This is a genomic window from Lacinutrix undariae (assembly GCF_052934785.1).
In genome coordinates this window covers 3252900-3267672 of sequence record NZ_CM128809.1, presented here as the reverse complement: position 1 = coordinate 3267672, position 14773 = coordinate 3252900, and the positions used below count along the sequence as shown (strand labels likewise).

The following is a 14773-nucleotide window of genomic DNA, read 5'->3' as shown; positions in this document are numbered from 1 at the left end:
TACTTATTGAAGTCAATAAAAAGTAAAAAATTAAATGTTTTTGCTCTATTTCTAGTATTGTCTTTTTTATTCTTAATTATCACAAAACTTTCTCGGTTATATACCGAAACCATAACGTTTGATGTTGCTTTTATAAATGTACCACAACGTAAGGTGCTCACAGAAAATAAAACAGCAAAAGTAGATTTGGTAGTCTCTTCATATGGGTTTAATATATTACCTTTTCTTTTTCAGGATAATACTATTGAAATAGATTTTGATAAAGATTTATACATGAAAAAAGGAACTTATATATGGGCTTCAAATAAAAATTTACCCAATATAAAATCTCAAATAAGAAATAAGGTTGACATCTTAGCAGTAAAACCAGATACTATTAAGTTTGGTTTTGAAACACTTTCAGTAAAAAAAGTTCCTATAAAATTGCAATCTGCAATAACATTTGTAGCAGGTTATGATGTAACAAAAAAAATAAGTATATCTCCAGATTCAATAAATGTTATTGGTCCAGAAAAGGAGATTGAAAATATCAGTGAAATTTTATCAAAACCAATATTGTTGAAAAATGTAAAGAGTAATATTTCGCAATCTATAAGCTTACAGTTACCAAAAGAGATTCATCATATAAAACTATCGGAAACAGAAGTGAGTATAACAGGTAATGTTGAAAAGTTTACTGAAGGAACATTAGAAATTCCTATAAATATTGTTAACCTACCAGAGCATACAACCATTAATTATTTCCCTAAAACAGTCACCGTAATTTATTATGTATCTTTAAATGAATTTAAGCATATAAAAGTGTTAGATTTTATTGTTGAATGCGATTATAATGATGCTTTACATGGAAATACAACCGTATTAACACCACGATTAATCAAAAAACCAAATCTTGTTAAATCGGCAAGAATTAAACAGAATAAAGTTGAATTTATACTGATGCAATGAAAATAATAGGTCTTACAGGAGGAATTGGTAGCGGAAAAACTACAGTCGCAAATATGTTTCAAGATCTTGGCGTGCCAATATATATAGCAGATACAGAAGCCAAAAAGTTGTTGAATACATCAAAAATACTTCAAAATAAACTCCTTGATTTATTTGGGGAAAATGCTTATACCAATAAAGAATTAAACAGGAAATATATAGCTTCAAAGGTATTTAATGATAAGATGCTTTTACAAAAAATGAATGCTATTGTACATCCTAAAGTGGCTAAACATTTTAAAAAATGGGCCGAAAAACAAAACGCTCCTTACGTCATAAAAGAAGTTGCTATCATTTTTGAGCACAATATGGAATCTAAATATGACGCTGTTATTTTAGTAACTGCAGATAAGGAAACCCGCATACAACGAGTGTTGAAACGTGATAATTCTACTCGCGAAAAAGTATTAGCAGTTATGAATAATCAACTCAGTGAAGTAGAAAAAATAAAGCGAGCAGATTTTATTATAGATAATGATAATTTACAAAAGACTAAGGAACAGGTTGTGAATACACATAAATTTTTGTTAGAAAATGAAATAATTCCCAAAAATTAACATTTGTGTTAATGTAAGGTTAAAGATAAAGAAAAGTAAATGTTAAAATGTTAAATTTGACCAATGGGCAAAAAACTGTTTATTTTATTAGTGGTTTTAATGAGTTTATCTCTCATTGGAATCATTTTTGTTCAAACTTATTTTATTAATAATTCGTTAAAAAACGAAGAAAATAATTTTGAACTCAACGTAAAAAGATCTCTAAGTTTTGTATCAAAAGCAATAGAGGATAGGGAGTTTAAAACTTATTCAGAGCAATGGTTAGCTGGGAGTAAAAAACCAGATTCAACAACTTTAAGAGAGATATTTATCTTAGAAAGAAATGATTTTTCTAACGAAACTATTATTTATAAAAATAGTATGTTGGAAGAAAGTTTTAAAGTGCCCAACATGTTCTTTGATACAAGTTCAGATAGTTTAAGTTTTAATTTAAGCAAATTTACAAATACAAGAACCACCAAAATATTTGATAATAGTAATATATTAGACGGTAATGCAGGGTTTAGTCTTCAAAAATCATTCAAAAACATGAGTGATATGACGTATTTGGATAAAGCACAGTTTGAAACAGCCACCAGAGATTATTTTAAAAACATACCAGTTTATAAAAGAGTATCTAAAGATTATGTTGAAAATTTACTTAAAAAGCAACTAAAAGGAGAAGGAATAGGTATTGATTTTGAATTTGCTATTTACGATAAAGATTTAGCAACCAAAGTACAATCTGATTATTTTGAGTTAAGAAAACCAACCGTTTACGGCGTTCCTGTATTCTTGGATAATAATGATGAAAGCGATTATGCTTTATATGTAGATTTTCCAGAGCGAAATAAATTTTTATTCTCATCGATTGTAAAAATGTTACTACTCTCTATTTTATTTACCACCATTATAATTGTAGCGTATGCAAGTGCAATTTATCAGTTAATAAAACAGCGCAAAATTTCTCAAATTAAAACAGACTTTATCAATAACATGACGCATGAGTTTAAAACGCCAATTGCAACAATTAATTTGGCTTTAGATTCTATTAGAAATCCTAAAGTTATTGGAGATCAAGAGAAGGTTATGCGTTATTTAAGAATGATAAAAGAAGAGAACAAACGTATGCACGCTCAAGTAGAAAATGTACTACGAATATCTAAACTTGAAAAAAATGAGCTTAACATTAGTAAGGAAAGGCTAAAGTTACACGACTTAGTAGAAGACGCTATTACTCACGTTGAATTAATTGTTGAAGATAGAAAAGGGTATGTGAAGTTGCATTTAAATGCAGATAAATCTTCAATATTAGCCAATGAGAGTCATTTTACTAACGTTATTGTAAATATTTTGGACAATGCTATTAAGTATAGCGACGAAGCTCCAAAAATTGATGTTTACACAGAAAACGTAGGAAATAATATATTATTAAAAATTGCCGATCAAGGTAATGGAATGTCAAAACAAGTTCAAAAACAAATTTTTGAAAAGTTTTATAGAGAACATTCTGGAAATGTACATAACGTAAAAGGACATGGATTAGGATTGGCCTATGTAAAACGTATTGTAGATGATCACCATGGGCATATATCAGTAGAAAGTGAAAAAGGAAAAGGTAGTGTATTTACAGTAAAACTGCCACTAATATCTTAGATTATGGAAGAACAAAATAAAAAAATTCTATTAGTAGAAGACGATCCAAATTTTGGAACAGTCTTAAAAGACTATTTAAACATGAACGATTATGATGTGGTTCATGCTAAAAATGGAATGGAAGGTTTTGAGAAATTTAAAAAAGACGATTACGATCTTTGTATTTTAGATGTAATGATGCCATATAAAGATGGTTTTACATTAGCTAAAGAAATTAGAGAGAAAAATGCCGAAGTTCCAATTATCTTCTTAACTGCAAAAGCGATGAAAGAGGATGTATTAAAAGGATACAAAGTAGGGGCAGACGACTATTTAAATAAGCCTTTTGATAGCGAAGTGTTGTTAATGAAAATTAAAGCAATCATACAACGCAAAGCTACAGACACAGTTGCAGATAGCAAACAATTTGAATTTAAAATCGGTCGTTTTGATTTAAACTCAAAATTACGTTTTCTTAAATTTGATGGTGCTGATCCTGTAAAACTGTCTCCAAAAGAGAATGAGCTTTTACGTATGCTTGCACTTCATGAAAATGATTTAATGCCAAGAGAATTAGCATTAACAAAAATATGGAGAGACGATAATTACTTTACGTCAAGAAGTATGGATGTGTATATTGCTAAATTACGTAAGTACCTTAAATTAGATGAAAATGTAGAGATCTTAAACATTCACGGTGAAGGTTTCAGACTTGTAGTCAATAAAAGCTAATACAGTTAATTCTTATTTAAGAGTTAGAAAATACTGTATGAGTTTCTTTATTATCTTTTCAGAATGAAACTATATTTGTTCTGAAAAGATACTTATTATTAAAATATGAGTAGTTTGTTTTTTATGAATTACGAACTTATATCACATGAAAAAGCCAGCAAATTGCTGGCTTTTTACATTAAAAAAATATCGAATATTAGATAACTTTTACGTTTACTGCGTTCAATCCTTTTCTACCTTCTGTTAAGTCGAATTCTACTTCATCTCCTTCACGAACTTCGTCAATTAAACCAGAAATGTGTACAAAATGTTCTTTGTTGTTGTCTTCTTCAGTGATAAATCCGAACCCTTTAGAGTCGTTGAAGAATTTTACGGTACCTTTACTCATAATATAAATTAAATTATTAAAGGTATAAAGATAGTGTTTATAAATTGACTTTAAAGTGAAATAGTATATTTATTTTAACTATTTAACTTTCAGGTAGTTTTTGTATAAAAATCAAGGTATCATTTTTTCTTTTAGCAAGTTGGTAACGGTATTAAAATTGGTATTATAATCTATCCAATTAATGCTTTCTGTTCGTTTAAACCATGTTAATTGACGCTTTGCAAAGCGTCTGCTGTTCTTTTTTATTTCAGAAACGGCAAAATCTAAATCCCATTCTTCATCAAGGTATTTAAAAAGTTCTTTGTAGCCAACGGTGTTTAAAGCGTTCAGATTTTGATGTGATTTTAAGCTTATAACTTCGTCTAATAAACCGGCATCCATCATAAGATCTACACGTTTATTTATACGGTCATAAATTAATTGTCTTTCGGCAGTTATTCCTATGGTTATGGTTTTAAAATTACGATTTACTTTTCCTTTTTTTAAAAATGAAGAATAAGGTTTTTCGCTTCCAATACAAATTTCTAAAGCTCTAATTACACGTTGTGGATTATCAATAGCAATAGTTTGATAGGCCACAATATCCAACTCTTGTAGTTGTTGCTGTAAACCTTCTAAGCCTTGAGTTTCTAACTGTAAATTTAATTGTGTTCTAATATTAGGATCAACTTCAGGGAAATCATCCAAACCTTTTGTTACCGCATCAATATATAAGCCAGAACCACCTACCATAATTACGGTATTATGTGTTTTAAACAAGGTATCTAAGTTTGCTATGGCTTCTTTTTCAAAAGCACCAACATTATAGGTTTCTGTAATGGATTTATGATGAATAAAATGATGAGGAGCGCTTGCCAATTCTTCAGGATTAGGTGCAGCTGTTCCTATTTGCATTTCTTTAAAAAACTGGCGGGAATCTGCCGAAATAATTTCGGTATTAAAATGTTGCGCTAATTTAATGCTTAATGCTGTTTTTCCTATAGCTGTTGGTCCAACTATTGAAATGAGGTAGTTATTTGATGTTGTAGTTGAGATATAATTATATTTAAGGTTAATCTACATGAAGTGTGTGCCCGCATTTATGACAAAATTTGGCACCTGATTTATGATTTTCTTCCAAACAGTTGGCACAAGATTGTGTGTTTTGTTCGTTGGTGTTTAGTGATTTTGCAAATTCTGCTGAAACAATTCCGGTAGGAACTGCTATAATTCCATAACCTAAAATCATAATAATTGAGGCTATAAACTGTCCTAATGGTGTTATTGGCGAAATATCTCCGTATCCAACTGTGGTAAGGGTAACGATACACCAATAGATGCTTATTGGGATATTTTCAAATCCACTTTCTTCACCTTCTATTAAATACATAAAGGTTCCAAAAATGATAGATAATATAACTACCGCAAATAAAAACACTGATATTTTTGGTTTACTTGCCTTTATTGCTGTGGCTAATTGGTTGGATGCTCCGGTATAACGCGCCAGTTTTAAAACTCTAAATACGCGTAGTAAACGTAATGCTCTTAACGCTACAAGTGCATGTGTGCCAACAAAAAAGATAGATAAATATTTTGGTAACGTGGATAGTAAATCAATAACTCCATAAAAACTAGTAACGTATTTAAGTGGTTGTTTAACAGTTACAATACGCGCAATATATTCAACAGTAAAAAGGATTGTAATAATCCACTCGGCAATATCTAAATAGGTATGATATTTTATGTCAAAAGATTTAATACTTTCTAACATTACCAAACCAATACTTGCTAAAATAACAATAAGTAAGATAACGTCAAATAGCTTTCCTGCAGGTGTATCTGCTTCATAAATAATTTCATGAAGTTTTGCTTTCCAATCTTTATGTAATTTGGTTTGACTCATAGTTTCAAATGTACTAAAAGATTTATGATTTCTTCTTTAATAAAATTAATGAATTCTTTTGAATATCAACTATTTTACCCATATAAGCTTTTAAAACTGAATAATATGAAGCTCCGTAAATGGCATCTGTAAAATTGAATTTAAAGTAAATCATCACCGAATTATCGGTTTGTTTTGTTGTAAATATAAGTGTGCCTTTTCCGTTTGGGAGTGAGAGATTTAAATCTTTTGGAATTTCTACAACATCATAACCATCTGTTTTTATTTCAAAAGAATATAGATAGGCATCTTTATATCCAAAATCAATAGGGTAGGTGCGTTCTTGAAGTTTAAATGGGTTTTCTGAGATTACTTTGAATAAAAAAGGATTAAGATAAATGTTACCTCCAATAGTTTCTAGTTGAGAATTGACTGTAAATGTTTCTTTAAAATCAAAGCTGGTTTGGTTTTCGGTGCTCACACTATGATCTAAAAACTGAATGTTTGGGTATGTGTTTTCAAAATATTTTAGATAATTTTCTGAACTTTCAAAATAAGATTTTTTAAGTGGTAGCGCATGATATCCCGAATTTACTGAGCTAATTGTCCCCGATAATTCTTGATTTTTATTAAGCGATAATTCAACCTTATTTCTAACGATAGACATTTTATTAGCTTCAATATCAATCCATCTGCTCCCATTTTTGAAATCTAATAAACGCCCTGTTAAATTTAAACATCTAAACGGAAGCATTCCAAAATCTAAATACTTATCGGTAGCATCTAATAAGTATGTTTTACCATCGATTTCAACTTGTACAATTAAGTAATTAAAATCAGTAATAATAGGATATAGTTTTGTTGGGAAACCGTTTTTTCGAGTAGATGATAATACCGGATATACTTTAAAACCTTCGTTTTCTAGTAGGTTATGAAGTAAAATATTAATTTCTTTAACGTTTCCAGATTTCTCAGAAACTAAATCTTTCACCTTAACCTCTTTAGAGTAAGAATTGTTCCAAGTGTATGTGTCTTGTACGTATTTGTAAATATTTTGTGCTTTTTGTAAAGGAGTATCAGCATTAGTTATTTGGGCAGTTAATAAGGTTTTAGCATAGTTACCTTTTCCTAATTGATGACCTAAATTATCATTTAACTTAAACTCTTTATCTGCATCTTTCCAAGTTTTTGAAATATTATCAATACGTCCATCAAAACCTCGGTATACTTCAAGTTCATATTCAATTCTTGATAAGTAGTTTTGTTTTGCAGTGATATAACTTTCTTCAATAAAAGCGGGAATATTTTCCATTTTATAGGTAGATATATTGCAGTTTGCCGATGCGCCATAATTGGTTTTTAAACATTCTCTTTCGTACGCAACCGAACGGTCTGAGAATTTTAAACCACCTACTAATTTTGCATTATATTCGTAATTTCCTGGGATACTTGTAATGTATTCGCTATACAATTTTGGAATATCACTTTGAAAATTCCATGGTCTGTATTTGTATATAAAAGGGGTATCTAATTCATAACTATAAGTAATTACCGAGCCTTCTTTTATAGCAGGTAAAGTAAATTTTATAGCAGTATGATTTTTGTTGTATGCTTCAGTGTAAATCTGATCGTCTTCTAATTTTATGGTTGAAACTTTTTCACCATCCAAATTATAGGTAATAGCTCTAATATTGCTTATTTTTTCTTTATTACGCTTGTTGTAATACAAGTAAATAGCAACGGTGGCTTTACCAAATCCGTTAGCATTAAGGATTTTAATTTTCTTTTTAATTTCTGTTTTTAATCTAAAATCATGCTTATCAATATAGCTATAGCCTTTTTCATAAATCACTAATGCGCCAGCTGTAGAGTCATTTTCAAAATGATTGGTAATTAAATCATTTCTGCTTACATTATATTCTGAAGCATTAAAATCTGTTTGTGCTTGTAAATTTAAAGCACAAAGTAAGAGTAGGATTTGCACAAAATATTTCATTTTAAGCGTCTAAATTAACAATCTTTAAATTCTTGTTTTTACGCATATAACTCTGTATAATATGCTTGGTATCTTGATTGGCTTGCATTGGCGTAATAAATGATTCTAGTACGCTAATTGTATTAATTTGATGGTTAAGATTATAAAAACCAAAGCCTTTAAAAACCCCATCTTTAATAAGTATTGCACTACGCTCATCAACCTCACGGCCTTTATCTGAAATTACCAGATTTTTATGGTTTAAATCATATTTTGAAATCAACTCATTAACACGTTTGTTGTAAGTTTCGGCAGGTTCTTCGTTTACACAAGCACCTTCACAGGTGTTTAATTTATAATTATAGCAATGAGAATTAGTATCGTAAAGCCCTGTTAGTTTTTGACAAAGATTATATGCTTTTACGTTTTTAAGCATAAAACTTGTACTGCTTTGCTTGTTAGTAAAGGTGATAATAGCCGTTTTTTCAGGATCAATTTTAGTAACTTCTAAATTGAGATATCCGTTAGCATCCGTAAAACTGTACAATCCGTAATGAAACGTAGTTTGTTTTAAAGACCTATTATATTTAGGGTTTTTACGTTTTACTTCTTCACTTTCCTTCAGAAGCGCTATTAGCTCATTTCCGGTAGGTTCATAAGTTACAGAAGCCACCTGTAGTTGTAGTTTTTTAGACCGTGAAGAATTGTTGGTAAAATGCTGATTAATTCGGTTTTTAATATTTCTACTTTTACCAATATATATAATTTCACCATTTTTATTATGAATGTAATAAACGCCAGTAATACTTGGTAAATCTTCGAGAATTTGCTGCAAATTTCCTTGCATTTTATCGGTGACTTCAGCTTTTATTTTTTCAGTAATAATAACCTTATCCAAATCTTTACTCAGCAACATTTTAAACAGTTTTACTGTTGCAATAGCATCACCATCTGCTCGGTGTCTGTCATTAACAGGAATTCCTAAAGCGCGTGCTAATTTACCCAAACTATATGAGTCTTGGTCTGGGATTAATTGTTGTGATAACTCTACCGTACATAGGGTTTTACGTTTGTATTCAAACCCTAAACGCTTAAATTCTGTGCGTAAAATACGATAATCAAATTGTGAATTATGAGCTACAATAATGCAGTCTTCAGTAATTTCAACAATACGTTTTGCAACCTCATAAAATTTAGGTGCATTTTTAAGCATATTGCTGTTAATTCCTGTAAGATTTACAACAAAAGGTTGAATTTCTCGTTCCGGATTTACCAAACTAATAAATTGATCGACTACTTTATGACCGTCAAATTTATAAATGGCGATTTCGGTAATTCCCTCTTCATTGAATTTTCCTCCTGTAGTTTCTATGTCTAATATTGCGTAGATAAGATTGTGGTTTTAAATTGAATAATTTCTTGCTCCAAAAATACTGCTTCCAACTCTAACCATTGTACTTCCGCAGGTTATAGCGAGTTTAAAATCGCCACTCATTCCCATGCTAATAGTTTGTAAGTGTGCGTTCGTATTTTGAAATTGTTTTAAGTGATCAAAACTGTTTTTTAATTCTGAAAACTCATTTTTAACTTGAGTTTCATCATCTGTAAAAGTTGCCATTCCCATAATTCCGGTAACGCAAACATGTTTTAATTCGCTAAATGCATCAGACTGTAAAATAGTTGCTGCCTCTTCACTAGTCATTCCAAATTTAGATAACTCATCGGCTATTTTAATTTGAAGTAAGCAGTTAATAACTCGGTCGTGCTTTTTTGCTTGTTTATTTATTTCTTTCAGCAATTTAAAACTATCCACACCATGAATTAAATCTACAAATTCCGCCATGTATTTTACCTTATTGGTTTGTACATGTCCTATCATATGCCATTTAATATCTTTTGGCATCTCCTGATATTTGTCTGCCATTTCTTGGATTTTATTTTCTCCAAAAATGCGTTGTCCTGTATTGTAAGCCTCCATAAGGTCGCTTACAGGTTTAGTTTTTGAAACTGCTACCAAAGTTACTTGCTCTGGTAATTGAGATTTAATACTGTTTAAATTGTGCTGTATAGACATTTTAAAATTCGTAAATAGTAACTCCACTACGGAGTTTAGGTTCTATAAATGTGCTTTTTGGTGGCATTTTTAAACCATCATTAGCAATCTCTTTTAATTCGTTAATAGTAACTGGGACCATACCAAAACCAACGGTAAAATTTCCATTATCTACATTAGTCTTAATGTTAACAAGGTCTTTTTTTCCGTTAATATATTTTATACGATCATCATTTCTTAAATCTTCAATCCCTAAAATAGGTTGTAAAATGGTTTTAAATAGAATTTGTGCATCCAAGCCATCTAAAGAATTAGAAATGGTATATGTTTTTTTACGTAAGTAAAGGGAATAAAATTCACCTTCCAAATACATGCTGAAATGTTGTTTTTTTGAAGGTTTATAAGGAATAGCGCCTCTATTTTCAATTCTGAAAAAAGCATCTAATTGTATTAAAAACTCTTCTTTACTCAGGCCGTTTAAACCTTTTACTAATCGGTTAAATTCATGAATTTGTAAATCGGATTCAGGAATTAAATAACTCATAAAAAAGTTATAAGCTTCGTTTCCGGTATGTGTAGGGTTATTTTCTTTTAAATCTTTATATAGCAAGTATGATGATGACGATCTGTGATGACCATCTGCAATATAAATAGTATCCATATCCTTAAATTCTTTAGCGATAATGCTTAAAGTTTCAGGATTATCTACTTTCCAAAGATAATGTGTGTCTCTGTAAGTGGTTGTAAACTCATATTCTGCACGTTCCTTTTGTGTCTCGTCTATAATTTGTTTTATAACCGAATTATCAGGATAGGTGAGTAGTACAGGTTCTGCATTAAAGCCTACTGTTTTTAAGTAATCTTTAAAGATGGTTTCGCGATTGGCAATTGTATCTTCATGCGTTTTTATTACATTATTTTCATAATCTAAAGCACTTGAAGCAGCAATAATTCCGTTGAATTCTTGATTCTCTCTATCTACAATTTTATATATATAGTAACAAGGTGTTTCATCTTGAACAAAAATAGCATCCTCTTTAAATTCTGAATATCTGTTTTTTACTAAAGAATAACGCTCAGTACCAGAAATTTCCTTATCATATTTGTAACCAGGATTTACAATGTGCAAAAACGAAAACGGATTATCTCGTAATCGTGCTTCGCGTTGTTGCACCGAATAACTTTGATAGGATCTTGCAGCCACCAAACTCACTTTGTCTCGTGTAGGACGTACCGCTTTAAAAGGAATGATGTTTGCCATGTTATATGCTAAAAATAAACAGAGGTTAGTACATGTTAATAAACTAACCTCTGCTATAATTTATATTTTATTTTGAAAACTGAGCCGAAACTTGCTCTGCTTTTCTACTTTGAGAATAATCGTAAAAACCTTCACCAGATTTTACACCTAATTTACCAGCTCTTACCATATTTACTAATAATGGACAAGGGGCGTATTTTGGGTTTTTAAATCCTTCGTACATAACGTTTAGAATAGATAAACACACATCTAAACCAATAAAATCAGCCAACTGTAATGGTCCCATTGGATGTGCCATACCAAGTTTCATAACGGTATCAATCTCTTGTACTCCGGCAACACCGTTGTATAAAGTTTCAATAGATTCGTTAAGCATTGGCATTAAAATACGATTAGCTACAAAACCAGGATAATCATTTACTTCAACAGGTGTTTTTCCTAATTGAGTAGATAATTCCATGATAGTTTTTGTAACGGCATCACTAGTATTGTATCCTCTAATAATCTCAACCAATTTCATAATTGGCACCGGATTCATAAAGTGCATTCCAATGACTTTATCAGGACGATTTGTTACTGCCGCTATTTGTGTAATAGAAATTGAAGATGTATTAGTTGCTAAAACCGTTTCTTCAGCACATAATTCATCTAATTGCTTAAAAATCTTGAGCTTTAAATCTACATTCTCAGTAGCAGCTTCAACAACCAAACTTGCGTTTTCTACACCATCTTTAATACTGGTATAAGTTGTAATATTATTAAGTGTATTTTGTTTATCAGCTTCAGAAATTCGTTCTTTAGCTACCATACGGTCTAGATTTTTAGTAATAGTCTCTAAACCTTTTTTTAATGAAGCTTCGCTAATATCAATAAGTTGAACATTAAATCCGCTTTGTGCAAATGTGTGTGCAATTCCATTTCCCATGGTTCCTGCACCTATAACTGCTATGTTTTTCATATCACAATACTTTAAGTCTTCCCGAAGGAAAAATCGTGTTAATTTTTATTTTTTTTGTTGAATATCGCCCCACCAGAGGCTTGTGCTTAAAATTGATCTATAATCATGGTCGCCACACGTAATGCTTCGGTACCATCATGTAAGGTTACAACTGGTGTGGTGTTATTGTTTATAGCATCGGCAAAAGTTTCTAACTCATCTAAAATAGCATTGTTATTTGCTACTTCTGGGTTGTCAAAATAGATTTGCTTTTTAATTCCTTCAGCATTTTGAAGAATCATATCAAAATCTCCAGGAGCTTCTGGAGCATCTTTCATTTTTACAACTTCACATTTTTTCTCAAGAAAATCTACAGAAATATAGGCGTCCTTTTGAAAAAATCTAGTCTTACGCATGTTTTTTAATGAAATACGACTTGCTGTAAGATTGGCAACACATCCGTTTTCAAATTCTATACGCGCATTTGCAATATCTGGAGTGTCACTAATTACAGAAACTCCGCTTGCAGATACATTTTTAACTTTAGATTTTACAACACTTAAAATAATATCAATATCATGAATCATTAAATCTAACACTACAGGAACATCTGTTCCTCTTGGATTAAATTCAGCTAATCTATGCGTTTCAATAAACATTGGTTGCTGTATATTATCTTTTATAGCTGTAAATGCAGGATTAAAGCGCTCTACATGACCAACCTGACCTCTAATGTTATGTTCAGATAAAAGTTGTCTAATATGTTCAGCCTCTTCAACTGTATTAGTAATTGGTTTTTCTATAAATATATGTTTGCCTTTAGCGATGGCTTGTTTTGCACAGTCATAATGCGAAAGTGTAGGGGTTACAATATCTACCATATCTACGGCGTCTATCAAGGCTTCAATGGTTTTAAAATATTTAAATCCAAATTCAGCTTCTACTTTTTTAGCGTTAGCTTCATTAGCATCATAAAACCCAACGAGTTCGTATTTATCAGATTGTTCAAGTAATCTTAAGTGAATTTTTCCTAGGTGACCAGCACCAAGTACTCCTGCTTTTAACATGTTTTTGCGTTTTTAACAAAGCTAAGTATTTTTAGTGTTTTTTAATATCAATTTTGTAATAAAATCGTTGAAATAAAAAGATATTAATAATTCTTAGTCCTTTTATTTTTAGCTTTAGTTAGTTTCAATTAATTTAGCGGTGTAAACCCACTTTAATTTCGTGAAAGACTCTTTTAAACACCAAGGAATGCGACAACAACTTGTAAATGTCGTAGCATCTAAAGGTATTACCGATGCAAATGTTTTGGATGCTATTGGTACTATCCCAAGACACTTATTTATGGATTCTAGCTTTTTGGATCATGCTTATCAAGATAAGGCTTTTCCTATTGCGGCAAATCAAACGATTTCACAGCCTTATACCGTAGCATTTCAAACGGAATTAATGCAGATAAAACCTGGAGATAAAGTTTTAGAAATTGGTACAGGTAGTGGTTATCAAACTGCAGTATTGTATTTGTTAGGTGCTAAAGTTTTTAGTATTGAGCGTCAGCAAGAACTGTTTAAAATCACGAGTAAATTTTTACCAAAATTAGGCTATCGTGCTAAAAAACTAATTTTTGGTGATGGTTATATTGGTTTGAAAGAAGAAGCACCTTTTGATAGTATTATTGTAACTGCCGGTGCACCTTTTGTACCAAAACCTTTATTAAGTCAGTTAAAAATAGGTGGTCGTTTGGTTATTCCTGTTGGAGAAAATGTACAAACAATGACGCTTTTTGTAAGAAAAGGACCTAAGGAATTTGAAAAACAAGAATTTGGAGAATTCAGATTTGTCCCATTACTAGAAGATAAAAACTAATCTTCTTTAGGTAGAAAAGCTTCTGGTATAGGGTTTTCTTTGTGTTCTAAAGACCAATATAAGTTAAGAATCCACCAACGGTTTCCATCATATAGCATTTGAAAACTATTTACACCTCTTAAAACAGGAGCAGTATCTGTTTTACTATGTTTTGCTTGGTAAGTACTAAATACATTAGCCATATTGCCAAAACGTTGTGTTTCTCTATGAATTTCTTTTACTAAAAACCCATTTTCAGTTAACCATCCAGAAGACGATTCTATATATGTTTTTGGCGTAATATAACGTGCTTCAAAAAGTGTGTCCTTTACAATGGCTGTAGGGATGAGTTGTGCATTATGATGAAATAAAAAATTGTAAAGCTCCCAGTCGCGTTCACCTTCTTTTTCGGCAGAAAGTACTTCGTAATACGATGTTATTGTACTGTTTAAAGTGGTAACATTTAACGTGTAATCTTTAGGAAGTGGTATTTCTTCTTGTGCAAATGCACTAAAAGTAAAACCAACAACGCAACATAGGAGTATCAAGCAATTTTTCAT

The 14773-nt window shown here is 30.8% G+C and carries 15 protein-coding genes; 5 read left to right on the top strand and 10 right to left on the bottom strand.

The features are described from left to right. Window positions 1–6: 6 nt before the first annotated feature. The 4 genes from ACU4C5_RS14750 to ACU4C5_RS14735 all read left to right on the top strand — a co-directional run bounded on the left by ACU4C5_RS14750 (window position 7) and on the right by ACU4C5_RS14735 (window position 3890). The gene (locus tag ACU4C5_RS14750) at window positions 7–948 is read left to right on the top strand and encodes a CdaR family protein (RefSeq protein ID WP_446844978.1); all 942 of its coding nucleotides are present in this window, start codon (window positions 7–9) and stop codon (window positions 946–948) included. Further along, entirely contained in the window at window positions 945–1544 is a 600-nt protein-coding gene (coaE, locus tag ACU4C5_RS14745; protein WP_446844977.1) for a dephospho-CoA kinase, read from the top strand. The genes ACU4C5_RS14750 and coaE overlap by 4 nt, the downstream gene beginning before the upstream one ends. 63 nt (window positions 1545–1607) lie before the next feature. Further along, window positions 1608–3179, top strand: a complete 1572-nt coding sequence (locus tag ACU4C5_RS14740) for a sensor histidine kinase (RefSeq protein ID WP_446844975.1) — start codon at window positions 1608–1610, stop codon at window positions 3177–3179. Between the two features lie 3 nt (window positions 3180–3182). Continuing rightward, a complete protein-coding gene (locus ACU4C5_RS14735) occupies window positions 3183–3890 on the top strand; it encodes a response regulator transcription factor (protein ID WP_446844974.1) in 708 nt (235 codons plus the stop codon). A gap of 196 nt (window positions 3891–4086) precedes the next feature. Here ACU4C5_RS14735 and ACU4C5_RS14730 read toward each other — a convergent pair whose 3' ends face one another. The 9 genes from ACU4C5_RS14730 to ACU4C5_RS14690 all read right to left on the bottom strand — a co-directional run bounded on the left by ACU4C5_RS14730 (window position 4087) and on the right by ACU4C5_RS14690 (window position 13432). Beyond that, the gene (locus ACU4C5_RS14730) at window positions 4087–4278 is read right to left on the bottom strand and encodes a cold-shock protein (protein WP_446844972.1); all 192 of its coding nucleotides are present in this window, start codon (window positions 4276–4278) and stop codon (window positions 4087–4089) included. Between the two features lie 111 nt (window positions 4279–4389). Beyond that, entirely contained in the window at window positions 4390–5313 is a 924-nt protein-coding gene (gene miaA, locus ACU4C5_RS14725; RefSeq protein WP_446846469.1) for a tRNA (adenosine(37)-N6)-dimethylallyltransferase MiaA, read from the bottom strand. A 16-nt stretch (window positions 5314–5329) separates the two neighbouring features. Continuing rightward, window positions 5330–6160, bottom strand: a complete 831-nt coding sequence (locus tag ACU4C5_RS14720; RefSeq protein WP_446844971.1) for an ion transporter — start codon at window positions 6158–6160, stop codon at window positions 5330–5332. 22 nt (window positions 6161–6182) lie between these two features. Further along, on the bottom strand, window positions 6183–8135 hold the full coding sequence (locus tag ACU4C5_RS14715; protein ID WP_446844970.1) for a DUF3858 domain-containing protein: 1953 nt from the start codon (window positions 8133–8135) through the stop codon (window positions 6183–6185). A gap of 1 nt (window position 8136) precedes the next feature. Further along, entirely contained in the window at window positions 8137–9504 is a 1368-nt protein-coding gene (locus ACU4C5_RS14710) for an exonuclease domain-containing protein (protein ID WP_446846468.1), read from the bottom strand. 12 nt (window positions 9505–9516) lie between these two features. After that, window positions 9517–10188: a YggS family pyridoxal phosphate-dependent enzyme gene (locus tag ACU4C5_RS14705; protein ID WP_446844969.1), complete on the bottom strand. Its 672-nt coding sequence runs from the start codon at window positions 10186–10188 to the stop codon at window positions 9517–9519. A gap of 1 nt (window position 10189) precedes the next feature. Continuing rightward, window positions 10190–11428 (bottom strand): DUF1015 domain-containing protein, encoded by a 1239-nt coding sequence (locus ACU4C5_RS14700; protein ID WP_446844968.1) that lies wholly within the window; start codon window positions 11426–11428, stop codon window positions 10190–10192. 67 nt (window positions 11429–11495) lie between these two features. Further along, a complete protein-coding gene (locus ACU4C5_RS14695; protein WP_446844967.1) occupies window positions 11496–12386 on the bottom strand; it encodes a 3-hydroxybutyryl-CoA dehydrogenase in 891 nt (296 codons plus the stop codon). Window positions 12387–12472: 86 nt separating this feature from the next. Continuing rightward, window positions 12473–13432 carry a Gfo/Idh/MocA family protein gene (locus ACU4C5_RS14690; RefSeq protein ID WP_446844966.1) on the bottom strand — a complete coding sequence of 320 codons (960 nt, stop codon included), beginning with the start codon at window positions 13430–13432 and terminating at the stop codon, window positions 12473–12475. A gap of 160 nt (window positions 13433–13592) precedes the next feature. Here ACU4C5_RS14690 and ACU4C5_RS14685 point away from each other — a divergent pair, with 160 nt between their 5' ends. Further along, the gene (locus ACU4C5_RS14685) at window positions 13593–14234 is read left to right on the top strand and encodes a protein-L-isoaspartate(D-aspartate) O-methyltransferase (protein ID WP_446844965.1); all 642 of its coding nucleotides are present in this window, start codon (window positions 13593–13595) and stop codon (window positions 14232–14234) included. Here the strand turns inward: ACU4C5_RS14685 and ACU4C5_RS14680 are convergent. Continuing rightward, a complete protein-coding gene (locus tag ACU4C5_RS14680) occupies window positions 14231–14773 on the bottom strand; it encodes a hypothetical protein (RefSeq protein ID WP_446844964.1) in 543 nt (180 codons plus the stop codon). The two genes, ACU4C5_RS14685 and ACU4C5_RS14680, sit on opposite strands and share 4 nt — an antisense overlap.

Coding starts and splice junctions, on each gene's coding strand:
- coaE (WP_446844977.1), top strand. CDS start 945: ATGAAAATAATAGGTCTTACAGGAGGAATTGGTAGCGGAAAAACTACA.
- ACU4C5_RS14740 (WP_446844975.1), top strand. CDS start 1,608: ATGGGCAAAAAACTGTTTATTTTATTAGTGGTTTTAATGAGTTTATCT.
- ACU4C5_RS14735 (WP_446844974.1), top strand. CDS start 3,183: ATGGAAGAACAAAATAAAAAAATTCTATTAGTAGAAGACGATCCAAAT.
- ACU4C5_RS14730 (WP_446844972.1), bottom strand. CDS start 4,278: ATGAGTAAAGGTACCGTAAAATTCTTCAACGACTCTAAAGGGTTCGGA.
- ACU4C5_RS14720 (WP_446844971.1), bottom strand. CDS start 6,160: ATGAGTCAAACCAAATTACATAAAGATTGGAAAGCAAAACTTCATGAA.
- ACU4C5_RS14715 (WP_446844970.1), bottom strand. CDS start 8,135: ATGAAATATTTTGTGCAAATCCTACTCTTACTTTGTGCTTTAAATTTA.
- ACU4C5_RS14705 (WP_446844969.1), bottom strand. CDS start 10,188: ATGTCTATACAGCACAATTTAAACAGTATTAAATCTCAATTACCAGAG.
- ACU4C5_RS14700 (WP_446844968.1), bottom strand. CDS start 11,428: ATGGCAAACATCATTCCTTTTAAAGCGGTACGTCCTACACGAGACAAA.
- ACU4C5_RS14695 (WP_446844967.1), bottom strand. CDS start 12,386: ATGAAAAACATAGCAGTTATAGGTGCAGGAACCATGGGAAATGGAATT.
- ACU4C5_RS14690 (WP_446844966.1), bottom strand. CDS start 13,432: ATGTTAAAAGCAGGAGTACTTGGTGCTGGTCACCTAGGAAAAATTCAC.
- ACU4C5_RS14680 (WP_446844964.1), bottom strand. CDS start 14,773: ATGAAAAATTGCTTGATACTCCTATGTTGCGTTGTTGGTTTTACTTTT.